Annotated in this window: 18 protein-coding genes; 10 read left to right on the top strand and 8 right to left on the bottom strand. The window is 70.5% G+C overall.

What is annotated here, in order from left to right:
* Positions 1-132 precede the first annotated feature (132 nt).
* The 6 genes from G4D77_RS13440 (at position 133) to G4D77_RS13415 (ending at position 9,009) form a co-directional block, all read left to right on the top strand.
* A complete protein-coding gene (locus G4D77_RS13440; RefSeq protein WP_154835959.1) occupies positions 133-1,434 on the top strand; it encodes a TolC family protein in 1,302 nt (433 codons plus the stop codon).
* Positions 1,435-1,464: 30 nt separating this feature from the next.
* Positions 1,465-2,838, top strand: a complete 1,374-nt coding sequence (locus G4D77_RS13435; protein ID WP_154835957.1) for an efflux RND transporter periplasmic adaptor subunit — start codon at positions 1,465-1,467, stop codon at positions 2,836-2,838.
* A 23-nt stretch (positions 2,839-2,861) separates the two neighbouring features.
* The gene (locus G4D77_RS13430; protein WP_154835955.1) at positions 2,862-6,035 is read left to right on the top strand and encodes a CusA/CzcA family heavy metal efflux RND transporter; all 3,174 of its coding nucleotides are present in this window, start codon (positions 2,862-2,864) and stop codon (positions 6,033-6,035) included.
* A gap of 200 nt (positions 6,036-6,235) precedes the next feature.
* Entirely contained in the window at positions 6,236-7,723 is a 1,488-nt protein-coding gene (locus G4D77_RS13425) for a purine-cytosine permease family protein (RefSeq protein ID WP_154835953.1), read from the top strand.
* Positions 7,720-8,472, top strand: a complete 753-nt coding sequence (locus G4D77_RS13420; protein ID WP_016446651.1) for a carbon-nitrogen hydrolase family protein — start codon at positions 7,720-7,722, stop codon at positions 8,470-8,472. The genes G4D77_RS13425 and G4D77_RS13420 overlap by 4 nt, the downstream gene beginning before the upstream one ends.
* Before the next feature lie 186 nt (positions 8,473-8,658).
* A complete protein-coding gene (locus G4D77_RS13415; RefSeq protein WP_016446650.1) occupies positions 8,659-9,009 on the top strand; it encodes a DUF4148 domain-containing protein in 351 nt (116 codons plus the stop codon).
* A 69-nt stretch (positions 9,010-9,078) separates the two neighbouring features.
* Here the strand turns inward: G4D77_RS13415 and G4D77_RS13410 are convergent, their stop codons facing one another.
* Positions 9,079-9,501: a hypothetical protein gene (locus G4D77_RS13410; protein WP_016446649.1), complete on the bottom strand. Its 423-nt coding sequence runs from the start codon at positions 9,499-9,501 to the stop codon at positions 9,079-9,081.
* 119 nt (positions 9,502-9,620) lie between these two features.
* Here G4D77_RS13410 and G4D77_RS13405 point away from each other — a divergent pair, with 119 nt between their 5' ends.
* Complete coding sequence (locus tag G4D77_RS13405) at positions 9,621-10,643, top strand: hypothetical protein (protein ID WP_016451965.1); 1,023 nt, start codon at positions 9,621-9,623, stop codon at positions 10,641-10,643.
* An 87-nt stretch (positions 10,644-10,730) separates the two neighbouring features.
* On the opposite strand, the gene G4D77_RS13400 is transcribed toward G4D77_RS13405, so the two are convergent.
* From G4D77_RS13400 to purU, 3 genes are all read right to left on the bottom strand, one after another.
* Positions 10,731-12,242, bottom strand: a complete 1,512-nt coding sequence (locus G4D77_RS13400) for an FAD-linked oxidase C-terminal domain-containing protein (RefSeq protein WP_154836436.1) — start codon at positions 12,240-12,242, stop codon at positions 10,731-10,733.
* A gap of 151 nt (positions 12,243-12,393) precedes the next feature.
* A complete protein-coding gene (locus tag G4D77_RS13395; protein WP_016451963.1) occupies positions 12,394-13,317 on the bottom strand; it encodes a LysR substrate-binding domain-containing protein in 924 nt (307 codons plus the stop codon).
* 19 nt (positions 13,318-13,336) lie between these two features.
* Positions 13,337-14,185, bottom strand: coding sequence for a formyltetrahydrofolate deformylase (gene purU, locus G4D77_RS13390; RefSeq protein ID WP_013804418.1), 849 nt, complete (start codon positions 14,183-14,185; stop codon positions 13,337-13,339).
* A 73-nt stretch (positions 14,186-14,258) separates the two neighbouring features.
* Between purU and G4D77_RS13385 the strand changes: the two genes are divergently transcribed.
* Entirely contained in the window at positions 14,259-16,214 is a 1,956-nt protein-coding gene (locus tag G4D77_RS13385) for a putative bifunctional diguanylate cyclase/phosphodiesterase (protein WP_016451962.1), read from the top strand.
* Between the two features lie 3 nt (positions 16,215-16,217).
* Here the strand turns inward: G4D77_RS13385 and G4D77_RS13380 are convergent, their stop codons facing one another.
* Complete coding sequence (locus G4D77_RS13380) at positions 16,218-17,102, bottom strand: ChaN family lipoprotein (RefSeq protein WP_126311217.1); 885 nt, start codon at positions 17,100-17,102, stop codon at positions 16,218-16,220.
* 161 nt (positions 17,103-17,263) lie between these two features.
* On the opposite strand from G4D77_RS13380, the gene G4D77_RS13375 reads away from it, so the two are divergent.
* The gene (locus G4D77_RS13375) at positions 17,264-19,162 is read left to right on the top strand and encodes a type IV pili methyl-accepting chemotaxis transducer N-terminal domain-containing protein (protein WP_154836435.1); all 1,899 of its coding nucleotides are present in this window, start codon (positions 17,264-17,266) and stop codon (positions 19,160-19,162) included.
* 28 nt (positions 19,163-19,190) lie between these two features.
* A complete protein-coding gene (locus tag G4D77_RS13370; RefSeq protein ID WP_012203037.1) occupies positions 19,191-19,862 on the top strand; it encodes a response regulator in 672 nt (223 codons plus the stop codon).
* Between the two features lie 4 nt (positions 19,863-19,866).
* Here G4D77_RS13370 and G4D77_RS13365 read toward each other — a convergent pair whose 3' ends face one another.
* The 3 genes from G4D77_RS13365 to G4D77_RS13355 are packed head-to-tail and all read right to left on the bottom strand — an operon-like array spanning position 19,867 to position 24,193.
* Entirely contained in the window at positions 19,867-21,108 is a 1,242-nt protein-coding gene (locus G4D77_RS13365; RefSeq protein WP_047326289.1) for an MFS transporter, read from the bottom strand.
* Positions 21,105-22,172, bottom strand: coding sequence for a class I SAM-dependent methyltransferase (locus G4D77_RS13360; protein WP_154835949.1), 1,068 nt, complete (start codon positions 22,170-22,172; stop codon positions 21,105-21,107). The genes G4D77_RS13365 and G4D77_RS13360 overlap by 4 nt, the downstream gene beginning before the upstream one ends.
* Positions 22,173-22,198: 26 nt before the next feature.
* Positions 22,199-24,193: a TonB-dependent receptor gene (locus tag G4D77_RS13355; protein ID WP_154835947.1), complete on the bottom strand. Its 1,995-nt coding sequence runs from the start codon at positions 24,191-24,193 to the stop codon at positions 22,199-22,201.
* Positions 24,194-24,303 lie beyond the last annotated feature (110 nt).

Raw genomic sequence — 24,303 nt, 5'->3', positions numbered from 1 at the left:
TTTCGCCCCGGGCCGGCATTTTCCAGAAATCCCTTCGCGCGCAGCGGCCCTCGTCCGTGCGCGCCCTGTGGCGTGGGGCCTGATCGACCAAGCGATCACGCCTGATCCGCGCTGCGGGCAAGGAGCCCGTGTATGTCTTTTCCTTCGTCCTTTCCGTCGAGGACAGCCTTCGCACCGTGGGTGCTGGCGGCGCTGGCCGCCTGCGGCGTCGTGCAGGCCGCCGAGCCACCGGCCGATTCCGTGGCGCCACCCGCCTTTGCAGGCGCATCCCTTCCTGATGGCCCGCCGCTGGACCTGCAGCAGGCACTGGCCCTGGCGCTGGACGGCAATCCCGGCCTGCGCGCGGCCCGCCAGGCGCTGGCCGCCACGGAGGGGGCCGTGCTGCAAAGCCAGGCCCGGCCCAATCCCGAGCTGGCCTGGTCGCAGGAGGACACGCGCCGCAGCACCCGCACGCTGACCGTGCAGCTGAACCAGACCCTGGAAGTGGGCGGCAAGCGCGAGGCCCGCATGCGCGTGGCCGAGCGCGGCCGCGACCTGGCCCGCGCTGAACTGGCAGGGACCGAGGCCGCGCTGCGCGCCGATGTGGGCGCGGCCTTTTTCGGCGTGCTGGCCGCGCAGCAGCGCGTGGTCCTGGCCGGGCAGACGCTGGAGATCGCCAGCAGCGCGCGCGAGGCGGCGGCCCGGCGCGTGGCGGCCGGCAAGGTGGCGCCGCTGGAGGAGACCCGGGCCCGCGTGGCCGAGTCCGGCGCCCTGCTGGAGCAGGCCCGGGCCCGCTCTGCCCTGCGCGTGGCGCGCGGCCAGCTGCAGGCGCTGTGGGGCGAGAGCGTGCGCCCCTTCGGCCAGGCCGAGGGCGCCGTGGACGCGCTGCCCCAGCTGCCGGAACTGGCAGCCCTGCAGCAGCGCATCGAACAGGCTCCCGCCGTGCTGCGTGCGCGCCAGGCGCTGGAGCAAAGCCGCGCCACGGCCGAGCTGGAGCGTGCGCGCCGCCTGCCCGATCCCACCGTCAGCCTGGGCGTCAAGCGCGCCACCGAGGTCGGGCGCAACCAGCTCGTGGTCGGCGTCTCCGTGCCCCTGCCCGTGCTCGACAGCAACCGGGGCAACCAGCTGCAGGCCCTGCGCCTGGCCGACCAGGCCGAGGAGCAGTTGCTGGCCACGCGCGTTCAGCTGCAGGCCCAGCTGTTCGAGGCGCGCGAGCTGCTGCAGTCCAGCCGCGAGCAGGCGCGCCAGCTGGCCGAGGAGGTGCTGCCCACGGCGCGCACGGCCTACGAGCTGGCCTCGCGCGGCTTTGCGCTGGGCAAGTTCGCCTACCTGGACGTGCTGGACGCGCAGCGCACCTGGTCCGAGGCGCGCAGCCAGTACCTGGACCAGCTGCTGGCCACGCACCGCGCCGCCGCCGACATCGACCGCCTGCTCGGCACAGAAGCCGGCCTCTGACCCCGATAGCCACCTGATTGCATCCAGACCATGAACAACAAGCCCTCCTCCTCCCCCCTGGCACCGCGCCGCACCCTCGTGGCCATTGCCGTCATCCTGGCCGTGGGTGCGCTGGCCGCCACGCTGATCCTGCGCAGCGGCCCGCCAGGTGCCGCCAAGGCCGACAGCCATGGCCACGGCCACAGCGAGGCCGCAGGCCATGCCGATGGCGAGCACCACGGCGCTGCAGCCGCAGCCGCAGCCGATGGCCACAAGCACGACGAAGGCCATGCCGACGATGAGCACCATGAAGATTCCAAGGCGGAAAAAGCCGAGGCCAGGCCCGCAGCCAAACCCGCAGCCGCCGCCGAAGCCGGCCATGGCGACGACGAAGGCCTGATCGCCATGGACGCCCAGCGCATGCAGGCGGCCGGCGTGCGCCTGGCCGAGGCCGGCCCGGCCACCGTGCGCTCCGTGCTGCAGCTGCCCGGGGAGATCCGCTTCAACGAAGACCGCACGGCCCACGTCGTGCCGCGCGTGGCCGGCATTGCCGAGAGCGTTCCCGCCAACCTGGGCCAGAACGTGAAGAAGGGCCAGCTGCTGGCCGTGCTCAGCAGCGCCGCCGTCTCCGAGCAGCGCAGCGAACTGCTGGCCGCCAGCAAGCGCCTGGAGCTGGCCCGCACCACCTACGCACGTGAAAAGCAGCTGTGGGAGGAGAAGGTCTCGGCCGAGCAGGACTACCTGCAGGCGCGCCAGGCACTGCGCGAGGCCGAGATCGCCGTCTCCAACGCCCAGCAGAAGCTGGCCGCCACGGGCGCCGGTGCCGGCGGTGGTGCGGGCGGGCTCAACCGCTTCGAGCTGCGCGCGCCGTTTGACGGCGTGATCGTGGAAAAGCACCTGTCCGTGGGCGAGGCCGTGCAGGACACCACCCAGGTCTTCACCATCTCCGACCTGCGCAGCGTCTGGGCCGAGATGCGCGTGGCCGCGCCCGACCTGCCCGCCGTGCGCGTGGGCGAGAAGGCCACGGTGCGCGCCACGGCCTTCGACTCCTCGGCCACGGGCGAGGTGGCCTATGTGGGCGCACTGATCGGCCAGGACACGCGCACGGCCCCCGCGCGCATCACCCTGCCCAACCCCGACGGCGTGTGGCGCCCGGGCCTGTTCGTGAATGTGGAGCTGACGGCATCGTCCCGGCAGGCGCCGCTGGCCGTGGCCACGCAGGCACTGCAGAAGATGGAGCAGCAGACCGTGGTCTTCGTGCCCGTGCAGGGGGGCTTTCGCGCCCAGCCGGTACGCGTGGGCCGCGCCGACGGCAAGACCACCGAGGTGCTGGAAGGCCTGAAACCCGGCCAATCCTACGTGGCCGAGGGCAGCTTCATGCTCAAGGCCGAGCTGGGCAAGGCCACGGCCGAGCACTCCCATTGATGCGGCCATGAACGGAGAACTCCATGTTTGAACGCATCATCCGATTCGCCATAGAGCAGCGCTGGCTGGTCCTGCTGGCCGTGCTGGCCATGGCGGGCCTGGGCATCTACAACTACCAGCGCCTGCCCATCGACGCCGTGCCCGACATCACCAATGTCCAGGTGCAGATCAACACCCAGGCCAGCGGCTACTCGCCGCTGGAGACCGAGCAGCGCGTCACCTATCCCATAGAGACGGTGATGGCCGGCCTGCCCCACCTGGAGCAGACGCGCTCGCTGTCGCGCTACGGCCTGTCCCAGGTCACCGTGGTGTTCAAGGACGGCACGGACATCTACTTCGCGCGGCAGCTGGTGGGCGAGCGCATACAGCAGGCGCGCGACAGCCTGCCTGCGGGCATCACGCCCACGCTGGGCCCCATCTCCACGGGCCTGGGCGAGATCTACCTGTGGACCGTGGAGGCCGAGGACGGTGCGAAAAAGCCCGACGGCACGCCCTACACGCCCATGGACCTGCGCGAGATCCAGGACTGGGTCATCAAGCCGCAGCTGCGCAACGTGCCCGGCGTCACCGAGATCAACTCCATCGGCGGCTACGCCAAGGAGTACCTGGTGGCGCCCGCGCCCGAGAAGCTGGCCGCCTACGGCTTCACGCTGGCCGACATCGTCACCGCCCTGCAGCGCAACAACGCCAACGTGGGCGCCGGCTACATCGAGCGCCAGGGCGAGCAGTACCTGATCCGCGCGCCGGGCCAGGTCGGCGGCATCGCCGACATCCGCGAGGTCATCGTGGGCTCGGCCCAGGGCCAGCCCATCCGCATCCGCGATCTGGCCGAGGTGGGGCTGGGCCAGGAGCTGCGCACGGGCGCGGCCACCGACAACGGCCGCGAGGTGGTGCTGGGCACGGTGTTCATGCTGATCGGCGAGAACAGCCGCACCGTCTCGCGCGCCGTGGACCAGCGCATGGCCGAGATCAACCGGGGCCTGCCCCCGGGCGTCAAGGCCATCACCGTCTACGACCGCACCAACCTGGTGGACAAGGCCATCGCCACGGTCAAGAAGAACCTGGTGGAGGGCGCGGCCCTGGTGGTGGTCATCCTCTTCCTGTTCCTGGGCAACCTGCGCGCGGCGCTGATCACGGCGCTGATCATCCCGCTGTCCATGCTGTTCACCTTCACGGGCATGGTGCACTACAAGGTCAGCGCCAACCTCATGAGCCTGGGGGCGCTGGACTTCGGCATCATCATCGACGGCGCCGTGGTCATCGTGGAGAACTGCGTGCGCCGCCTGGCCCATGCGCAGGAGGCGCGAGGACGGTCGCTGACGCGCAGCGAACGCTTCCATGAAGTCTTCGCCGCCGCGAAGGAGGCGCGCCGCCCGCTGCTGTTTGGCCAGCTCATCATCATGGTGGTCTACCTGCCCATCTTCGCGCTCACGGGTGTGGAGGGGAAGATGTTCCATCCCATGGCGCTCACGGTGGTCATCGCGCTGGCCGGCGCCATGCTGCTGTCCATCACCTTCATCCCGGCGGCGATTGCGCTGTTCATGGGCGACAAGGTGGCCGAGAAGGAAAACCGCCTCATGGGCTGGGCACGCCGCGGCTATGCGCCCGTGCTGGCGCGCGTCATGGCCGCGCCCGCCGTGGTGCTCACGGCCGCCGCCGTGGCCGTGGCGCTGAGCCTGCTGCTGGCCACGCGCCTGGGCAGCGAGTTCGCGCCCAACCTCAACGAGGGGGACTTCGCCATCCAGGCGCTGCGCATCCCCGGCACCAGCCTCACGCAGTCGCTGCAAATGCAGATGCAGATCGAGAAGGCGCTCAAGAAGGAGTTCCCCGAGATCGACCGCGTGTTCGCGCGCACCGGCACGGCCGAGATCGCCTCCGACCCCATGCCGCCCAACATCTCCGACGGCTACATCATGCTGAAAGCCCGCAGCGAGTGGCCCGACCCGGCGCGCCCGCGCGATGAGCTGCTGGCCGCCGTACAGGCGTCGGTGGACCGCATCCCGGGCAACAACTACGAGTTCTCCCAGCCGATCCAGCTGCGCTTCAACGAGCTGATCTCGGGCGTGCGCAGCGACGTGGCCGTGAAGATCTTCGGCGACGACATGGCCGTGCTGGAAAAAAGCGCCCAGACCGTGGCCGGCATGCTGCAGCAGATCGCGGGCGCCTCCGAGGTCAAGGTCGAGCAGACCACGGGCCTGCCCATGCTCACCGTGCAGATCGACCGCGAAAAGGCCTCGCGCTACGGCCTGAACATGGGCGATGTGCAGGACGCCATCAGCACCGCCATGGGCGGCACCGAGGCCGGCACGGTGTTCGAGGGCGACAAGCGCTTCGACATCCAGGTGCGCCTGCCGGACGCCGTGCGCAACGACCTGCAGGCCCTGAGCCGCCTGCCCATCGCCCTGCCGCGCGGGGCGGACGGGCGCATCGGCTTCGTGCCGCTGTCGGCCGTGGCCACGTTCGAGACCGCGCCCGGCCCCAACCAGGTCAGCCGCGAAGACGGCAAGCGCCGCATCGTGGTCAGCGCCAATGTGCGCGGGCGCGACATGGGCTCCTTCGTGGGCGAGGCACAGCAGAAGCTGCAGGGCCTGTCGCTGCCGCCCGGCTACTGGACGCGCTGGGGCGGCACCTTCGAGAACCTGGAGTCGGCCACGCGCCGCCTGCAGATCGTGGTGCCCGTGGCCTTGCTGATGGTCTTCGTGCTGCTGTTCGCCATGTTCGGCAATGTGCGCGACGGGCTGGTGGTCTTCACGGGCATTCCGTTCGCGCTCACGGGCGGCATCCTGGCGCTGTGGCTGCGCGACATACCGCTGTCCATCTCGGCGGCGGTGGGCTTCATCGCGCTGTCGGGCGTGGCCGTGCTCAACGGCCTGGTCATGATCTCCTGGATCAGAACCTTGCGCGAACAGGGCGCCAGCGTGCCCGACGCCGTGACCGAGGGCGCGCTCACCCGGCTGCGCCCCGTGCTGATGACGGCCCTGGTGGCCTCGCTGGGCTTCGTGCCCATGGCCATTGCCACGGGCACGGGCGCCGAGGTGCAGCGGCCGCTGGCCACGGTGGTGATCGGCGGCATCCTGTCATCCACGCTGCTGACCCTGCTGGTGCTGCCGCTGCTGTACCGCCTGGTGCATCGCAACGATCCGTCGGAGGCCAGCGGCACAGACCCCGTGCCCGCCGCGCCGGCACCTGCCGTGTGACGCGGCGCCCGGGCAGCACCCGGGCGGCCACTTTGGAACCCGCTGCAGCCTGGCTGCCGCGGGTTTCTTCATGCCCGGGATATCCCGGGCCACACATCTTCTTTCATCGATGTGAACCTCGCGCATTTGGCATGGAGCGGCTGCGAGCCCCTGCCTAGAATTCGTCCCACAACAGCAAGGACAACGGGAGGGACAAGGCCATGAACAGCCCCGCCAGCGGACAGCACGGCCGTGCCCGCATCGCCGTGGAGAGCCGGTCCATCGACTGCATTCCCGACAGCGAGCGCCACGCGCGGCTCGCCGACCAGGGGCCGTTCTGGTTCCTGGGCAACTTCCACTTCTTCACGCTTTCCATCGGCTTCGTCGGCCCGTCGCTGGGGCTCTCGGCGCCCTGGAGCGCCCTGGCCGGGACGCTGGGCATCATGTTCGGCACGCTGTTCATGGCGTTGCACGGCGCGCAGGGGCCGCAGCTGGGGCTGCCGCAGATGATCCAGTCGCGCGCGCAGTTCGGCTTTCGCGGCGTCACCCTGCCGCTGTGCGCCACGCTGCTGGTGTTCACGGGGTTCAACGTCGTCAACGTCTCGCTCATCATGCAGGGCATGCAGGCCGTGTTCGGCCTGCCGCCAGCGCCCACGGCCTGCGTGGCCGTGGCGGCAGGCGCCTTGCTGGCGGTCTGCGGCCACGATGTGATGCACAAGGCCTTCCGCCATGCACTGGTGCTGGTGCTGCCCCTGTATGCGCTGGCCACGCTGGCGTTGCTGGCAGGCGTGGGCGAGCCCGCCTTGCACGGTCGGTCGGAGCCATTGCCAGGATTCGCATGGAGCGCCTTTGCCGCGCAGTTCACCATCGCGGCCAGCTACAACATCTCCTATGCGCCCTATGTGTCCGACTATTCGCGCTACCTGCCGCGCCACACTGAGCCCCGGCGCCTGATCGCGGCCATCTTCCTGGGCGCCTCGCTGTCCGGAGCCTGGATGATCGGGCTGGGTGCGTGGATGGCGCAGCGGCTGCAGGCCGGCGACGCGCTGGCGGCGCTGGGACGGATCGGCCCCGGCCTGTTCCCGGGCGCGGACCGGCTGCTGCCTGCCCTGGCCGTCGTGGCCTTCCTGCCCATCATCGCGTTGAACACGTACAGCGCGGCGCTGACCGTGCTCACGGCGGCGGATTCGCTGGGCGGCATGCGGCCCACGCGCGCCGCCCGTATTTTTGCCATCGCGGCGATCAGCGTCGGCATCCTCGCGTGCGTGCTGTCCATCCAGGGCAGCGGCGTGGCTTTGCTGCATTCCTTCCTGGCGCTGCTGCTGTACTTCCTGGTGCCGTGGACGGCGGTCAACCTCGTGGACTACTTCCTGGTGCGCAAGGGCCGCTACGCCATCGCTGATTTCTTCACGCCACAGGGCATCTACGGCGCCTGGGGCTGGCGCGGCATCTGCGCCTATCTGGGCGGCTTTGCGGCCATGGTGCCGTTCATGCACATCCACGACGCCACCGATGGCCATGCGGTCTTCATCGGCTGGGCTGCGCAGCGGCTGGGCGGCGTGGACTTCGCCTGGCTGCCGGGCATTCTCGTCGCCGGCAGCCTTTACTGGGTGCTGGCCCGCAACCTGGATCTGCAGGCCGAGGAGGCCGCCCGTTGCCAGCCGCGGCAGGACAGCCACCCTTTGCATCCCAAGGAGCGCACACCATGACGGAGCACCGCATCCGCATCATCCAGCCCCGTCTGCGTGACGGCGACATTGCCGGCAACCTGGCGATGACGCTGAAGACGATCAGGGCCAGCGCGGGGCAGGCCGACCTGCTGGTCTTTCCCGAAACCTGCATCAGCGGATTTCCCCGGCCCGACAACGTGGCGCAGCTGGCCGAGCCGCTGGACGGCCCCTCGGCCACCGCGCTGCGCGAGGCCGCGCGGCAAGCCGGCGTGGCTGTCGCCATCGGCCTGGCCGAAGCAGACCAGGGCCGCCGCTTCAATGCCGGCCTGCTGATCGATGCCGACGGGCAGGTGCTGCTGCACTACCGCAAGACCATGCTCTACGACTCGGACCAGGGCGTGTTCGAGGCAGGTGAGCGCTGGCCCACATGCGAATGGCGCGGCCTGCGGCTGGGACTGCTGATCTGCTTCGACATCGAGTTTGCGGCACCGGCCCGCGCGCTGGGTGCGCAGGGCGTGGACCTGATCGTGCTGATGGACGGGATGATGCACCCCCACGGCCACATCCATCGCCACGCCGTGCCCGTGCGTGCGATGGACAACCAGTGCTACATCGCCATGGCCAACCGCGTGGGCCCTGGCGACAGCTACGCTTTCAGCGGAGGCAGCCAGTTCGCCGATCCCTTCGGCCAGACGCTGGCGCGCATCGCGGGCGATGCCGAGGGCCTGCTGGACGTGCGCCTGGACCCTCTGGCGCCCGGCCGCGCGCGTGCGCAGTACCGGGGCTGACGAGCGCCGAGGCGCCGCAGTGTCTCGGTCATCGCGGTCATCTGTGTCGGTTGTATGACAGCAATGTCACCATCCTGTGGGGGTGGCGTGGGGGGGCGATTTCTACATTGGAGTCCTCTCCCCGGCGTTCCGCCTTGCGGGGCGTGGGGAGAACGAATCACCAACGTTCTTTGAAAGGGACACACCATGTCGCAACGCCGTTTCACCCCCGCTACCCTGATCGCCGGCCTGGTCGCATCGGCAGCGCTGCTGCTGCCGGGCATGGCATCGGCGGCCGGGTACATCCACCCGGCCAACAACGAGGCGGGTGCCGTCGTCCATCCCGAACATTTCAAGAGCAGCAAGACGCGCGCCCAGGTGACGGCCGAGGCCGAGGCGGCCGTGCGCCAGGGCGGCACCTCGCGCTTCAATGCCGGCGTCTACCCGGCGCCTGCACCGCAGACCGGTGGCGGCAAGACGCGGCAGGAAGTGATCAATGAACTGATCAACGAAACACCTGCCCAGCGCGATGCACGCCAGCGTGCCATGGGTGGTTGATGCACGTGCGGAGCGATGCAGTGCTGCCCCGCGGCAGCCGTATCAAGGGATGACCGACGCGCCGCGCGGCTACGAGCCTGCGGCGCGTTCCGCTTCCTCGGCCTCATGGGCGCGTGCGATGGCCAGGATCACGTCGCGCGCCAGGCGGCGCTTGGGTACGGGAAGGCGCAGGTAGATCTTGAACAGCTCGTTGTCCTCGTAGCCCAGGCCGGCGGACCAGCTGCCCTTGGGCTCACGCACCTCACGCGCCGGCTGCGGCGCGCGCAGGAACTCCTCCAGCGGCACCTGCAACCAGTCGGCCAGCGCAGCAAGTTTCTTGGTGTTGGGCATGGTCTTGCCCAGCAGCCACAGACGCACGCCGTGCTGCGACATGGGCTTGCCCCAGAAGCGTGTGTTGAATTCGCGCTCCAGCACCGAGGGCTTGGCTTCATAGCCACGGGCCTCCAGGGAATCACGTAATTTCTGCGCAAACCGCTGCTTCGCATCCTGCATGCGGGCACGCTATGGGATAAGTCTGATTGTGCAGTGAGTATTGTGAAAAATCACATATCCGATGTGATTGATAGTTAACATCAAAGACTCAACCAGAAATCACAAGCACAGGAGGGCCCATGCGCTGGCAACGAGTGTGGCTGCTGCCTGCGGGCCTGGCCCTGCTGCTGGGCGGTTGCGGCGGTGACGATGGCGAGGTGCTGACCGTGCGGGCTGCGCCCTGGGGCGCCGCCTCGGGCGTGTCGATAGGGCAGGTGCTGCAGGACAGGTCGGCCTGCGCGCGCAGCAGCTGGCGCAGCGTGGGAGACGGCAGCGGCGGGCGCATCGTCGAGTACGCCTGCGAGCGCGCAGGCGTGCGTGACTACCTGCAGGCCAGTCTGCGCCAGGAGGTCGGGCCACTGCAGCGCGCCGCCGAAAGCGAACAGGCCCGGTTCGAGGCGCGGTTGCGTGGCGAATGGCGTGAGCTGCTCGTGCTGGAGCGGCAGCGGCAGGAGATGCTGCGGCGCCACGCGCAGGAGGCGCAAAGGGATGCCGACCACAGGCAGCGGCACCTGGAGGATCTGCGTGTGCTGGGGGACATGAAGGAGTGCGGCAGCTTCCGCCCGCAAAGCCTCAGTGCCGAGGCCGCGCCGCAGCGCCTGGTGCTGGCAGCCCAGGCCTGTGCGCAGGCCGGGCGCGCGGCCGGGCATGTCTATGCGCGCGAGCGGGAGCGGACGCTGGTGCGGCTGCGCGCGGCTCTGCCGCGCTACGACGAGGCCCGGCTGGGCCGCGAGGCGGCCTTGCAGGCGATGGACCGCACCCTGGAGCAGCAGGAGGCGGCGCTGCGCCGACTGGAGGAAGACCGCCCCGAGGCGGGCGAGCGCATACGCCGCTCATTGGCCGCGCGCATGGAGGCCATGCGCCTGCGGCTGGGCCAGGTGGGCCGCGTGCGCGAGCTCACGCGCTGGAGCGTGGCCGGCGCACGCGTGGCCTACCTGGACACGGCCCTGGCCATGGAGTGCGGCGTGCGCACGCTGACCGAAGCCATGCCGCTGGACACCCTGGTCGAAGACCTGGGCGAGGGCCAGGCCGTGCCCCGCCAGGGAGGCGCATTGGCCCGGGCGCTTGACGGACTGTGGGCGCGCTGCCTGCAGCAGCCCTGAGGGCGGGAAGGACTGCACGGCGCCTGTTGCACGCCGCACGTCGCCGGTTGCACCGCGCCCGTTGCACCACGCCGGTTGCACCACGCCTCAGAATCTCGGCAGGTCCGGGTGTGAGATCTGGCCGCCGCGCACCAGCATCTTTCCGTATTCGGCACAGCGGTTGAGCGTGGGAATCACCTTGCCGGGGTTGAGCAGGGCCTGCGGGTCGAAGGCGGCCTTGAGCGCGAACATCTGGTCGTTCTCGGCCGTGGTGAACTGGGTGCACATGGAGTTGAGCTTTTCCACGCCCACGCCATGCTCGCCCGTGACCGTGCCGCCCATGGCCACGCTGGTCTCCAGGATGTCGGCGCCGAACAGCTCGCAGCGGTGCAGCTCGTCGGGGTCGTTGGCATCGAACAGGATCAGCGGGTGCAGGTTGCCGTCGCCCGCGTGGAAGACGTTGGCGCAGCGCAGGCCGTATTTCTTTTCCATCTCCTGGATGGCCAGCAGGATGTCGGCCAGGCGCTTGCGCGGGATGGTGGAGTCCATGCACATGTAGTCGGGGCTGATGCGCCCGCTGGCGGGAAAGGCGTTCTTGCGCCCGCTCCAGAAGCGCAGGCGCTCGGCCTCGCTTTCGCTCACCGTGATGGCCGTGGCGCCGGCGCCGCGCAGCACTTCGCTCATGTGGGCGATCTCTTCCTCGACTTCCTCGGGCGTGCCGTCGCTCTCGCACAGCAGGATGGCCTCGGCCGTGAGGTCGTAGCCGGCCTTGACGAAGTCCTCGACGGCGGCCGTCATGGGCTTGTCCATCATCTCCAGCCCGGCCGGGATGATGCCGGCCGCGATCACGGCGGCCACGGCGTCGCCGGCCTTGCGCACGTCGTCGAAGCTGGCCATGATGCAGCGCGCCAGCTGGGGCTTGGGGATCAGGCGCACGGTGACTTCGGTGGTCACGGCCAGCATGCCTTCGCTGCCGACCAGGATGGCCAGCAGGTCGAAGCCCGGCGTGTCCAGCGCCGTGGAGCCGAACTCCACCGGCTCGCCCTCCACCGTGAAGCCGCGCACCTTCAGCACGTTGTGCACGGTCAGCCCGTACTTGAGGCAGTGCACGCCGCCCGAGTTCTCGGCCACGTTGCCGCCGATGGTGCAGGCGATCTGGCTGCTGGGATCGGGCGCGTAGTACAGGCCGAAGGGCGCGGCAGCCTCGCTGATGGCCAGGTTGCGCACGCCGCACTGCACCATGGCCGTGCGGCTGGCGGCATCGACCTGGAGGATCTTGTTGAACTTGGCCAGCGACAGCGTCACGCCCATGGGATGGGGCAGGGCGCCGCCTGACAGCCCGGTGCCCGCGCCGCGTGCGATCACGGGCACCTGGATGGCGTGGCAGGCGCGCAGCACGGCCTGGACCTGGGCCTCGGTCTCGGGCAGGCAGACCACCAGGGGGCGCTGGCGGTAGGCCGTGAGTCCGTCGCATTCATAGGGGGTGGTGTCCTCGGCGTTCCACAGCAGGGCATGCGCGGGCACATGGCGGGCCAGCGCGGCCACGACCTCGGCCTGGCGCCGTGCGCGTTCGGAGGCCGTGGGCTGCTGGTGGGCGGCATCGGCGGCGGCCGACGCCATGGCGCCGGGGGCAGGGCTGGCTGGGGAGCTGGCGGAAGTCATGGGGCCTGACTTTAGGCGATGCCGCCGTCTTTGTGCAGCGGGACTGCGCTGATGTTTATTGCAACGGCGCGTGAAATCCGCGAAATCCGTGAATTCCGTTGTGGGCGCCTCAGCAGGCCATCGCCCTCTTCAACCATTCAGCAAAGGCCGCGCATTCCCAGCGGTCCATGGTGCCGGTGCGCCAGCACAGGTAGTGGGCATGGGGGCTGGCCGTGTCCAGGTCGAACAGGCGCACCAGGGTGCCGTTGTCCATCCAGGGTGCGCCCAGCTTGTGGCGCACCAGGGCAATGCCCATGCCGGCCGAGGCCGCATCGCACATCAGGCCGATGTCGTTGAACTGCGAGCCCTCGTGCGGCTCGGGCCAGTCCAGGCCGGTGGCGCCGAACCAGGTGCGCCAGGGCTCCAGCGGGCTGCGCAGCAGGGGCATGCCTTCCAGGTCCTGGGGCTGCTCGAAGGGGCCATGCTCGCGGATGAAGGCCGGCGAGGCCAGCGGCGTGACCACGTCGCGCGCCAGTTCGATGTGCTCCACGTCGGCGTAGTGGCCGGGGCCGAAGCGCACCATCAGGTCGGCATCCTCGGCCACCACGTCCAGCAGCGGGATGGAGACCTGCAGGGCGATGTCGATCTCGGGATAGGTTTCCGTGAACTGGCGCAGGCGCGGGATCAGGATCACGCGCGCAAAGGTGGGCGTGACCGCCAGCTTGAGCCTGCGGCGGCCCGGCGCCGTCACCTCGCCCGGAAAGCGCTGCAGCGCGCCCAGGCCCTCGCGCACGTGGGACAGGTAGGCGCTGCCTTCGGTGGTGAGCGAAAAGTCCGAGCGGCCGAACAGCCGCGTGCCCAGGATCTGCTCGAGCTGGCGCACGCGGTGGCTGACGGCGCTGGGCGTGACGCACAGCTCCTCGGCCGTCTGCGTCACGCTGCGCAGCCGCGCCAGCGCCTCGAAAGTGAGCAGGCACTGTATGGGCGGGATGCGGCGGGCGCCGCTGCCGGGCGGGGCAAAGCCGCTGCCGGCGGCAAGGGTCACGTTCGCCATGGGCGGCCGGGAGCCGGCTTCAGCGGAAGACCACGGTCTTGTGGCCGTTGAGGATGACTCGGTGCTCGCTGTGCCACTTGACGGCGCGGGCCAGCACCTGGCTCTCGGTGTCGCGGCCGCGGGCCGTGAGGTCTTCCACGGTGTCGGTGTGGTCGGCGCGGGCCACGTCCTGCTCGATGATCGGGCCTTCGTCCAGGTCGGCCGTCACATAGTGGGCCGTGGCGCCGATCAGCTTCACGCCGCGGTCATGGGCCTGGTAGTAGGGCTTGGCGCCCTTGAAGCTGGGCAGGAAGCTGTGGTGGATGTTGATCGCGCGGCCGGCCAGCTTGGTGCACAGGTCGTTGGACAGCACCTGCATGTAGCGCGCCAGCACCACGAGTTCGGCGCCTTCGGCCTCGATGATCTCGAACTGTTTTGCCTCGGCCTGGGCCTTGGTGGCAGCCGTGACGGGGATGTGGTGGAAGGGAATGTTGTAGCTGGCCGCCAGCTGGTAGAACTCGCGGTGGTTGCTGATGATGGCGCGGATGTCCACCGGCAGCAGGCCACTCTTCCAGCGAAACAGCAGGTCGTTGAGGCAGTGGCCTTCCTTGCTGACCATGAGCACGGTCTTCATGGCTTCGGCCTTGGTGTGCAGGCGCCACTTCATCTGGTACTGGCCGCCCAGGTCGGCCAGGGCCGCCCTCAGAGCCGCGGGATCGCAGCCGTTGCAGGCAAATTGCACGCGCATGAAGAACAGTCCGGTGGCCGGGTCGTTATACTGCGCGGCCTCTTCGATGTTGCCGCCTTGCTCGAGCAGGAAGCCCGAGACGGCATGTACCAGACCGAGCCGGTCGGGGCACGAAAGGGTAAGAATATAGGCTTGGGTCATAGCGGCGCAATTGTCGCAGCATGCACACGACCCTGCGCAAGTCACACGTTCTGGGAACGTTCTGAGGAATCACATGCAAGATCAGGGAGAGCAGCCCCGAATACCGCTCTGGGGCGCATTGACCCTGTATGTGTGCGCAGGTCTGCTGTGGCTCTGGGGCGTGGAATGGCTGCTGGCGCACCTGCAGATACCGCCCGGGCCGGCAGCGCAGCGGCGCATGCTGTCCTCGGTGGCCCTGGTGCTGGTCACGGCCGTGGGCGGCGGCTGGCTGCTGTGGCGCATGCGCCGTGGAGAGCGCACCGCCCATGCCGCGATGGCCGCCGGGCGGGAGGCCGACGAACGCCAGCGCCTGGCCGCCGCCGTGGTGGACAACACCATGGAGGGCGTGGTCGTCACCGATGCGCGCAGCCGCATCCTCTCGGTCAACAGCGCCTTCACGCGGCTGCTGGGCTATACCGAGCAGGAGATGCTGGGCAAGACCCCGCGCATGTTCAAGTCCGGCCGCCACGACAAGGCCTTCTACGAGGCCATGTGGGACAGCATGCAGGCCACGGGCCACTGGCAGGGCGAAATCTGGAACCGCCGCAAGAACGGCGAGGTCTTTCCCGAGCGCATGTCGCTCAGCGCCGTCAAGGACGCACAGGGCAAGGTCACGCACTACGTGTGCATGTTCACCGACATCTCGGCCGAGAAGGCGCGCGAGGCCCAGCTCGAATTCCTGGCCCACCGCGACATGCTCACTGGCCTGCCCAACAGCGTGCGCTTCACAGCGCTGCTGGAAGACGCCGTGGCCGAGGCGGCCGCCGAGCAGGGCACGCTGGCCGTGATGCTGCTGAACATCGATCGCTTCAAGGACGTCAACGACAGCTACGGCCACGCCATCGGCGACCAGGTGCTGCGCCACATCGCCGCCCGTGTGCACGATTCCCTGGGTCCCCAGGACCTCATAGGTCGCATGGCCGGTGACGAACTGGCCGTGCTGTGCAAGGGCATGAGCGAGCGCGGCGACGCCATCGCCCGTGCACGGCAACTGATCGCGGCGGCCGGCCAGCCCTGGAGCTCGCCGGACGGCCTGTCCGTCATGGCCGGCGTCAGCGTGGGCATCTGCATGTACCCCTCCCATGCCGGCAATGCCCAGGACCTGCTGCAGGGCGCGCATGCGGCCGTCTACGGCGCCAAGTCGCGCAGCGGCCGTGCCTGGTGCTTCTTCGAGGAAGACATGACCTCGGCCGCGCGCGAGCGCCTGGCCATGGAGGCACGGCTGCGGCAGGCCATAGACCTGGGCCACCTGCGCCTGTACTTCCAGCCCCAGATCGACCTGGCCACTGGCCGCCTGGTGGGCGCCGAGGCCCTGGTGCGCTGGCTGGACCCGGACGAGGGCCTCATCTCCCCGGCCCGCTTCATCCCCGTGGCCGAAAGCTCGGGCGTCATCGGCGCGCTGGGCCTGTGGGTGCTGCGCGAGGCCTGCGCCCAGGGCCAGCGCTGGCGCGATCAGGGCCTGCCGGAGATGACCATCGCGGTCAATGTCTCGCTGCACCAGTTCCTGCTGACCGACATCGCCGGTGCCACCGCCGACGCGCTGGCCGCCACGGGCTTCGCCCCGCACTGCCTGGAGCTGGAGATCACCGAAAGCGCCCTGGCCGAGCGCCCCGAGGAGGCCCTGGCCGTCATGCGCCGTCTGCGCGCCCAGGGCCTGCGGCTGGCCATCGACGACTTCGGCACCGGTTATTCCTCGCTGGCCCACCTCAAGCGCTTCCCGCTGGACCTGCTCAAGATCGACCAGGGCTTCATCCGCGACATCCCGCACAGCGCCGACGACATGGCCATCAGCGGGTCGGTGATCGCGCTGGGGCATGCCATGGGGCTGAAGGTGCTGGCCGAGGGCGTGGAGACGGCCGAGCAGCTGGCATTCCTGCGCGGCAAGGGGTGCGACTTCTTCCAGGGCTATCTGTGCAGCAAGCCCATGCCTGCGCAGGCGTTCGGCGAGTGGGTCTCGGGCAACGAGGGAATGTGGGCCGTGCAGGGGTGAAGCTCAGTCCACCCGACCCGCATCCGCCCGCGGCGCCGGCGGATTCCTGAACTTCTCCCGCAGCTCGGCGCAGTGGTCCTTGGCGGGCAGGGCATCCGTCTTCTGCAGCCAATCCACATCCGAGGCCTGCGCCACCGATGTCTCCCCCGCCTGCGCCACGGCCACCTTGGCGCCTGCGGCCTCGGGCAGCCAGGTGGGAATGCCCACGCCGCGCAGCACGTGGCCGCGCCCGGCCACTAACAGCACGGTCTTGCCGGGCTTGACTGCGGCCCTGGCCACCTCGGCCATGCTGGCGTCGCGGGCCAGCTGGATGCGGGCCATGGGCGCCAGCTGGGTGTCGGGCAGCAGGCCGCAGTGGCCTTCGCGGATGGCGTCGAGCTGGCGCTGCCAGGCTTCGGGCGGCAGGTGGGTGTCCAGGTTCTGGTTGCGCATGGCCTGCTTCATGTCGGCGCGGGGCAGGTTGCCGCCCAGCACGGGCACGCCTGCGCGCACGGCGGCCATGACCACGCCGCGGTAGCGCGGCCAGGGCCAGGCGGCGTCCTGCCATTGCAGGGCCTGCTGCACAGCGTCCTCGGAGGCATCGCGCGCCAGGCTGGCCGTGGAGCCCGTGCGCGGCGCCATCTCGATCACCAGCGCGGCCAGGCGCTCCTGCGTGGCCAGCTGCTGCACCGTGGCCTGTTGCCAGGCCTGGTGGGCCGCCGCATCGTGCTGCTCGCCCAGCAGCACGATGGGCGCGTCTGACCAGCGCTGCAACTGCTGCGTCCAGTCCCGCGCCGGGGCGGAGGAGCTGGCGCAGCCGGCAAGGGCTGCCGCCAGCCATGCGGCCGCTGCCAGGCCGGCAAGGCGCGGGGTGCGGATGAAGGGGCGGGGGATGGAGCGGACTTGCATGGCCCCATGCTAAACACTGGCCTTGCCCGGGGCCCCCATAGGCCCTGTGGGCATTGGGGGCAGTTGAAAGGATCCTAGGAATCGGGGCGGGGGCACGGCGCAAACGGGTGACGCTTGATTCAGGTCAAGACGCGCAAATGCGCCGTGGCTACAGTGCGACCATGCATGGCAAGCCCTCGCTTTCGACCAAGCTGCTGCTCATGGGCGCGGCCTGCCTGCTGGCGGCCGTGGCATCGATCGGCTTCACGCTGTGGGTGGCCTGGCAGCTGGAGGGCGGCGCGGCCGCCGTGAACGAGGCCGGGCGGCTGCGCATGAGCATGGTGCGCATGGCCATGGCGCGCCAGAACGAGGCGCCAGCGCAGTGGCAGGAGCGCGCACGGCAGTTCGACGCCAGCCTGGACCTGCTGCGCAGCGGCGACATGTCGCGGCCGCTGTTCGTGCCCTGGAGCGATGCGGTCAGCGCGCGCTACGAGCGCATACGCGGCGACTGGAGTGCGCTGCGCACGCAGTGGCAGGCCGAGGACCATGTCGATGCGCAGGCCATCATGGGCAGCGCCGATGCCTTCGTGCGCGAGGTGGACGGCTTTGTCGAAGCCATCGAAGACCGGCTCTCGCGCTGGACGGCCATCCTGCACCTGTTTCAGATGTGTCTGATGGCGCTGGCCATCATCGCGGCCGTGAGTTTCATGGCCACCAGCTACTGGCTGGTGCTGCATCCCGTGGGCCAGCTGCGCTCGGCGCTGGAGCGCATGCGGCGCGGACACCTGGACACGCGCATGAACGTGGAGGTGGACGACGAGTTCGGCCAGCTGGCGGCCGGCTTCAACCTCATGGCCCAGTCGCTGCAAAGCTCTCACGCCGAGCTGGAGGACAAGGTGCGCGAGAAGACCGCCAGCCTCAACGTGCAGCACCAGCAGCTGCAGGCGCTGTACGCGGTCAGCGTGCAGGCCTCCGAGGCGGCCAGCCTCCAGGCCCTGGCCGAAGGGTTCGTGCGCCAGATCCGTGTGGCAGCCCAGGCCGATGCGGCCACGGTGCGCTGGTCCGACGAGGCCAACGAGCGCTACGTGCTGCTGGCCGGCGACGGCCTGCCCCAGTCCATGTCGGTGCAGGAGCACTGCCTGCACACGGGCGCCTGCCTGTGCGGCCAGCCGCGCGAGCAGGCGCGGCTGCGCGTGATCCCCATCACCCAGGCCAGCGACCTGCAGCTGCCCCACTGCCGCGAGGCCGGCTTCGAGACCGTGGTCAGCATCCCCGTGCAACTGCAGCAGCGCCTGCTGGGCGAGGTCAACCTGTTCTTTCGCTCCACCGTGGTGCTCACGGACGACATGCGCGACCTGCTGTCCGCCATGGCGCGCCACCTGGCCAGCGCCATGGAAAGCCTGCGCGCCACGGCGCTGGAGCGCGAAGCCGCCGTGGCCGAGGAGCGCGGCCTGATCGCGCGCGAGCTGCATGACTCCATTGCCCAGTCGCTGGCCTTTCTCAAGATCCAGACCCAGCTGCTGCGCGACGCCGTGGCCAAGGGCCGCGACGAGGCGCGCGACCGCAGCCTGGGCGAGCTGGAAGTGGGCGTGCGCGAATGCTATGCCGACGTGCGCGAGCTGCTGGTGCATTTCCGCACGCGCACCAGCGCCGAGGACATCGAGGCCGCGCTGCGCGCCACGCTGTCCAAGTTCGAGCACCAGACGGGCATTGCCACCTCGCTGAGCATGACGGGCCAGGGCCTGCCGCTGGCGCCCGATGTGCAGATCCAGGTGCTGCACATGGTGCAGGAGGCGCTGTCCAACGTGCGCAAGCACGCGGGTGCCAGGCATGTGCAGCTGCGCGTGGGGCGCCACCCCTGGCGCTTCGAGGTCAGCGACGACGGCTGCGGCTTCGTCCCCGCCGACGTGGCGCCGGACTCGCTGCATGTGGGCCTGGGCATCATGCGCGAGCGCGCCCTGCTGGCCCAGGCGCTGGTCCATGTCCACTCCCGCCCCGGCGAGGGCACGCGCGTGCTGATCGAGCTGCCGCCGTCGGCCTCGGCCGGGGCGCCGGCGCAGGCCCTCCCCTCGAACGCGTGACACGCTCCCGGAAGAAAAAAGCCGCCCCATGTCCTTCTCCAGCCCCATCTCCGTCTTCGTCATCGACGACCACACGCTGTTCCGCCGCGGCCTGATCGCCCTCATCGCCCAGGACGCAGGCCTGCGCGTGGTCGGCGAGGCCGGCGACGCGGGCGAGGCCCTGCGCCTGGTACCCGCGCTGGCGCCCCAGGTCATCCTGCTGGACAACCACCTGCCCGGCGTGCTGGGCGTCGATGCCATCGCGGGCCTGCGGGCCGCATCGCCCGGCAGCCGCGTCGTCATGCTCACCGTGAGCGAGGACGGCCAGGACCTGGCGGCCGCGCTGCGCAACGGCGCCCAGGGCTATCTGCTCAAGACCATCGACGGCGACCTGCTGTCCGAAGCCCTGCGCCGCGCCGCGCGCGGCGAGCCCGTGGTCAGCCCCGAGATGATGGGCAAGCTGGTGGCCGCCTTCCAGTCCCAGGGCGCGCCCGAGCCCCAGGCGCCCGAGCCGGACGAGGCCCCGGCCTCGCCGCTGTCCCCGCGCGAGGAAGAGGTGCTGGTCCAGATCGCCCGAGGCGCCAGCAACAAGGAAATCGCCCGCACGCTGGACATTGCCGAGACCACGGTCAAGATCCATGTGCAACACATCCTGCGCAAGCTGGGCCTGAGCTCGCGCGTGCAGGCGGCGGTGTATGCGTCGGAGCGGCAGCGGGATTAGCGGGCTACGCCGTGGCTGAAGCCCACCCATCCCCCGCACACCGCAGCGCCCACACCCAGGCCAGCGCGGCCGCTACGGTCAGCCCGGTGAGCATGGCTGCCGCGCCCATGGCGTCCAGCGCCACGCCGGCGGCCAGCGGCACCAGCATGCGGCTGGCGGCGAACAGGCTGGCCTGCAGGCCGTAGTCGAAGGCCTGCCAGCGCGGGCGGGCGAATTGCATCATCAGTCCGAAGACGCAGGCCGAGGAGGCGCCCATGGCTGCTGCCACGCAGGCCACGGCCGCGATCAGGCCCGGGGCCGGGGCGCCGGCTGCGATGACGGCCGCCAGCAGCGCCAGCGCCGCCACGTTGCAGCCCGCATACAGGGGCAGGGCGCGCCGGGTGCCCAGGCGGCGCGTGAGCAGGGGCGAGGCCGCGCCCGCCAGCGCAGCCACCACGCCGCCGCCCATGCCGGCCAGCAGGGCGGCCTGGGCGGGCGCGAAGCCGTGGTCCAGCATCAGCGGCTTGAGGTAGAACCAGGCCGCGCCGATGAAGGGGAAGTAGCTGACCAGCACCAGGGTCCAGCGCCAGGCGCCGGGCTGGGCGCGATAGCCGCGGACCATGGCGGCCAGTCCAGCTTTGGGCACAGGCAGCAGCAGGGGCGAGGGCGCATCCCCCGGCTCATGGCGCACCACCCAGGCCAGCAGCAGGGCGCCCAGCGCCAGTGCGCCGGCCAGGCACAGGAAGGGCGCGCGCCAGCCCCATTTCGCCTGCATGAGCAGCATCATCCCGCCGCCCACGATGGCGCCCAGCGACAGCGCCGCTGCGCGCACGCCCCCGGCGCGCATGCGCTCGGACGCGGGCAGCAGGCGGATGGCCAGGGCGCTGACGGGAATGTCGGCCCAGGTGGCGGCCAGCGCGGCCGCGAAGGCCAGGCCGAACAGCCACAGGCGCTCGGCCAGCAACTGCTGCCAGCCCAGGGCTAGCAGCACGGCCGCATAGGCCAGGCACAGGGCCAGCGCCCAGGCGCGGTAGCGCGGCTGGCCGTTCGCGCTGCGCGCTTCCACGGGCGCGGCCAGCGCGAACTTGATCAGCGCGGGCAGCCCCGCCAGCTGGAACAGGCCGATGGCCGTGCCCGACCAGCCATGCTGGCGCATGACCAGGGGCAGGCCCAGCCAGAGGTAGACGCTGGGCGCGGTGAGCGCCAGGTGCAGCCAGCCGAAAAGTGCCTGGAGCAGCCAGACAGGGCGGGGAGCTGCGGCCTTCATGGCGCGGCCTTGCGCGCCACGAGCACGGCCAGCGGCGCCATCGGAAACTCGCGCGACTCGATGCGTTCTATGCGCTCGAAACCCGCCTGCGCCAGCAGCGCCTGCAGCTCGCCGCGCCGCGTCACGCTGCGGCCCAGCAGGCGCATGGGCAGGTAGTAGGGCAGGGTGCGCAGGGCGGCTTCGGGCGTCTCATCCACCTCGGCATGGGCGCAGACGAAGACGCCGCCGGGCGCCAGCGCGTCGAACACCTTGGCGACCACGGCTGCCGCATCGGGCACGAAGTGCAGCACGGACGAGCACCAGACCAGGTCGTAGCCGCTGCCTATGCTGTCCGTGGCCAGATTGCCGCCCAGGGCGGTGAAGCGGTCGGACAGGCGGGACTGGCGGGCGTTGTCCGCCGCCACGGCCACGGCCTCGGGCCAGTCGAAGACGCTGGCCTGCAGCGCGGGCTGCCGGCGCAGCAGGGCCAGCGCGATCCAGCCGGGGCCGCTGCCCAGGTCCAGCATGCGGCGCGCGGCGCCTGCCTCGGGAACCTGCTGCAGCAGGTTCAGCGCAGCAGGCACGCTGACGGCACGCTGCTCCTGGCCGATCTGGGCGCGCGCGGCGGCGGCCCAGCCTTCGGCATTGCCCGTGGCCAAGGGGGCGCTGCAGGCCGAGCCGTCCCCGGCAGGGCCGTGCTCGACCAGGCCGCGCAGCAGCGTGGCGGAGTGGCGCAGCGAGCGCAGGCGGAACAGCCAGGCCGCGCCGCAGGACTCGGGCGATGCGCTGTGCAGGTAGCGCAGCGCGTCGGTGGCCAGCAGGTAGCTCACGGGCTCGTGCCGGCCGCGCCGCAGGAGGCCCATGCTCCACAGCAATTCCAGCCAGTGGGAGGTATTGGCCTCGTTCCAGCCCTGGGCCTGGGCCAGCTCGGCCGGCGTCTGGGGCGTGGCCAGCCGGTCCAGGGCGCCCGATTCGAGCGCCAGCACCAGGGCCTCGGCCTGCACCTGGGCGGCGGCCAGGTCCCACAGCGGCTGCAGGGCGTGGGAGGGGGCGTGGGTAGGGGATTCACAGCGGGGTGTATTCATCGGAAGGTCCTTTTCACGAAAGGGAGTCACATGCGCCAGGTCAGCCGCACGCCGAACTCGCGCGGCGGGCTGTAGACCACGACCTGGCCGTTGAGGTAGCCCACGGCGTCATAGCGGCGGTTGGCGGCATTGCGCAGGTAGGCGGCGATTTCCCAGGACGCCTGGGCATAGCCGGCCGACAGGTTGAGCAGCCCGTAGCCGGGGCGGCGGTAGGCGTTGGCGGCGTCCAGGTAGACCTTGCCCGTGCCCTGCACGGCGGCCTGCGCCCACCAGCGGCCGGGCGCGTCGTAGCGCAGCGCCACATGGGCCGTCATGTCGGGCGCAAACGGGTTGCGGTGGCCGTCGTAGACGGCGGCGCCGTCGCGGAAGCTGCCGAAGCGCGTGCGGTTCAGGCCCAGGGCGGTCTGCAGTTGCCAGCCGCCGCCGAACACATAGCCCAGCTCGAAGTCCGCACCCCTGGAGCGCGCCCGCGCCGCATTGGTGATGTAGACCACGCCCGGCAGGCCCATCTGCTGCACCTGCATGTCGCGCACCTGCTGGGTGTAGACCGAGGCCGCATAGCGCAGGCGCTGCCCCAGCAGCCGGCCCTTGGTGCCGATCTCCCAGGCGCGCACGGTCTCTGGCTCGTAGGCCGCATAGCCCATGGCCGGAGAGAACACGTTGAAGCCGCCCGCGCGGTAGCCCTCGCTGAGGCTGGTGTAGACCTGGCCCTGGGGCGACCACTGGTATTGCAGCGAGAGCTTGGGGCTCAAGCGCGACCAGTCGTCGCTGCGCGCCGCCGCGCCCACGGGGGCCAGTTCCACGCGGTTGCGCTCCGCGCGCGCGCCGGCCGCCAGCGTCCAGCGCTCGGACAGCGGGACGGTCCAGTGCGTGAACAGCGCCGCCGTGCTGCCCTTGAGTCCGGCCGTGGGCCGCATCAGCGCGGCGGGCAGCTTTTGCTCGTAGCGCAGGTCATGGTCGTCGCGGTCCAGGTACAGGCCGGCCAGCCAGCGCGCGTTCCACAGGCCCGCGGCCTCGCCCTCCAGGCGCAGTTCCTGCGAGGTCGTGGCCAGGCGGTAGTCGCGCCGCACGTGGAGCAGGTCGGCGCGCTGGAAGTCCGTGTCCTGCAGCACGCGGTCGTCGAAGACATTGCGCGCGGCGATGGAGCGCAGCCGCAGGCCCGAGGCAAAGCGGTGCGAGACATCGAGCGACAGCGTCTGCCCGCGCGAGCGGTTCCAGCTGTCCGTGCCCGAGTTCACCGTGGCGCGTGGCGCGGCAATGCTGCCCCATTGCGCGGCGCCGTCGTCCCAGCGCTGCTGGGCGTAGCGCAGCGTGGCCTCGGTCTCGGCCGTGGGCGTCCAGCGCAGGGCCAGGCGGCCGTTGGCGCGCTCGCGGTCGTCCACGCGCGCTCCCGTCGCCTGCTGGCGTATGAAACCGTCCTGCGCGCGCCACTCGCCCGACAGGCCGATGTAGAGCTGGCCCGGCACCAGGGCGCGGCCCAGCTCGAAGCTGCCCGCGCGCTGGCCGTGGTTGCCGGCCTCGGCGCTGATCGATGCATAGGGCGTGTCGCCGGGCTGGCGCGTGACGATGCTGACCACGCCCGCTTCGGCATTGCGGCCGTACAAGGTCGATTGCGGGCCGCGCAGCACCTCCACGCGGTCCACGCCCTGCAGGTTGTGCTCGAAGCCCTGGGCCATCAGCGTGGGCACGCCATCGACCAGCAGCAGCGTGGACGAGGAGAACGACACGAAGTTGGCCGTCAGCCCGCGCATCACGGGCGGCTGCACGCCCGACTGGCCGAAGGCCTGGAACACAAAGCCCGGCACCTGGGCGGACAGCGCGTCCAGCCCGCGCACGCCGGCCGCCTCCAGCGCCGCGCCGTCGAAGACGGAGACGCTGGCGGGCACGGCGTCCAGGCTCTCGGCCTGCTTGTTCACCGTGACCGTGATCTCGGGCAGGGTGGCTTCGGGCGCCTGGCCCTGGGCCGCCACCGTGAAGGGGGCCAGGGCCAGCGCGGCCGGCCAGCGAAGGGGGAATGCCATGGTTTTCTCGTCCTCTCCAAAAGGGAATCTCGTTGGAGACCGATGCTAGGGAAGATGAGAATCGCTATCATTTGAAAACGTATGCGCGCCGGAGCATTTCCTATGCGAAG

It is taken from the genome of Delftia sp. WY8 (assembly GCF_018437695.1).
Taxonomy (GTDB): Bacteria; Pseudomonadota; Gammaproteobacteria; order Burkholderiales; family Burkholderiaceae_C; genus Comamonas; species Comamonas tsuruhatensis.
The sequence above is the reverse complement of the archived record's forward strand: the minus strand, read 5'-3'. Positions and strand labels throughout refer to the sequence as shown.

Bases quoted from the DNA above. Each gene is read 5' to 3' on its own strand.
- G4D77_RS13380 (WP_126311217.1), bottom strand. From the start codon at position 17,102: ATGCAAGTCCGCTCCATCCCCCGCCCCTTCATCCGCACCCCGCGCCTT.
- G4D77_RS13425 (WP_154835953.1), top strand. From the start codon at position 6,236: ATGAACAGCCCCGCCAGCGGACAGCACGGCCGTGCCCGCATCGCCGTG.
- G4D77_RS13375 (WP_154836435.1), top strand. From the start codon at position 17,264: ATGCATGGCAAGCCCTCGCTTTCGACCAAGCTGCTGCTCATGGGCGCG.
- G4D77_RS13415 (WP_016446650.1), top strand. From the start codon at position 8,659: ATGTCGCAACGCCGTTTCACCCCCGCTACCCTGATCGCCGGCCTGGTC.
- G4D77_RS13400 (WP_154836436.1), bottom strand. From the start codon at position 12,242: ATGGCGTCGGCCGCCGCCGATGCCGCCCACCAGCAGCCCACGGCCTCC.
- G4D77_RS13440 (WP_154835959.1), top strand. From the start codon at position 133: ATGTCTTTTCCTTCGTCCTTTCCGTCGAGGACAGCCTTCGCACCGTGG.
- G4D77_RS13365 (WP_047326289.1), bottom strand. From the start codon at position 21,108: ATGAAGGCCGCAGCTCCCCGCCCTGTCTGGCTGCTCCAGGCACTTTTC.
- G4D77_RS13395 (WP_016451963.1), bottom strand. From the start codon at position 13,317: ATGGCGAACGTGACCCTTGCCGCCGGCAGCGGCTTTGCCCCGCCCGGC.
- G4D77_RS13370 (WP_012203037.1), top strand. From the start codon at position 19,191: ATGTCCTTCTCCAGCCCCATCTCCGTCTTCGTCATCGACGACCACACG.
- G4D77_RS13385 (WP_016451962.1), top strand. From the start codon at position 14,259: ATGCAAGATCAGGGAGAGCAGCCCCGAATACCGCTCTGGGGCGCATTG.
- G4D77_RS13360 (WP_154835949.1), bottom strand. From the start codon at position 22,172: ATGAATACACCCCGCTGTGAATCCCCTACCCACGCCCCCTCCCACGCC.
- G4D77_RS13430 (WP_154835955.1), top strand. From the start codon at position 2,862: ATGTTTGAACGCATCATCCGATTCGCCATAGAGCAGCGCTGGCTGGTC.
- purU (WP_013804418.1), bottom strand. From the start codon at position 14,185: ATGACCCAAGCCTATATTCTTACCCTTTCGTGCCCCGACCGGCTCGGT.
- G4D77_RS13355 (WP_154835947.1), bottom strand. From the start codon at position 24,193: ATGGCATTCCCCCTTCGCTGGCCGGCCGCGCTGGCCCTGGCCCCCTTC.
- G4D77_RS13435 (WP_154835957.1), top strand. From the start codon at position 1,465: ATGAACAACAAGCCCTCCTCCTCCCCCCTGGCACCGCGCCGCACCCTC.
- G4D77_RS13410 (WP_016446649.1), bottom strand. From the start codon at position 9,501: ATGCAGGATGCGAAGCAGCGGTTTGCGCAGAAATTACGTGATTCCCTG.
- G4D77_RS13420 (WP_016446651.1), top strand. From the start codon at position 7,720: ATGACGGAGCACCGCATCCGCATCATCCAGCCCCGTCTGCGTGACGGC.
- G4D77_RS13405 (WP_016451965.1), top strand. From the start codon at position 9,621: ATGCGCTGGCAACGAGTGTGGCTGCTGCCTGCGGGCCTGGCCCTGCTG.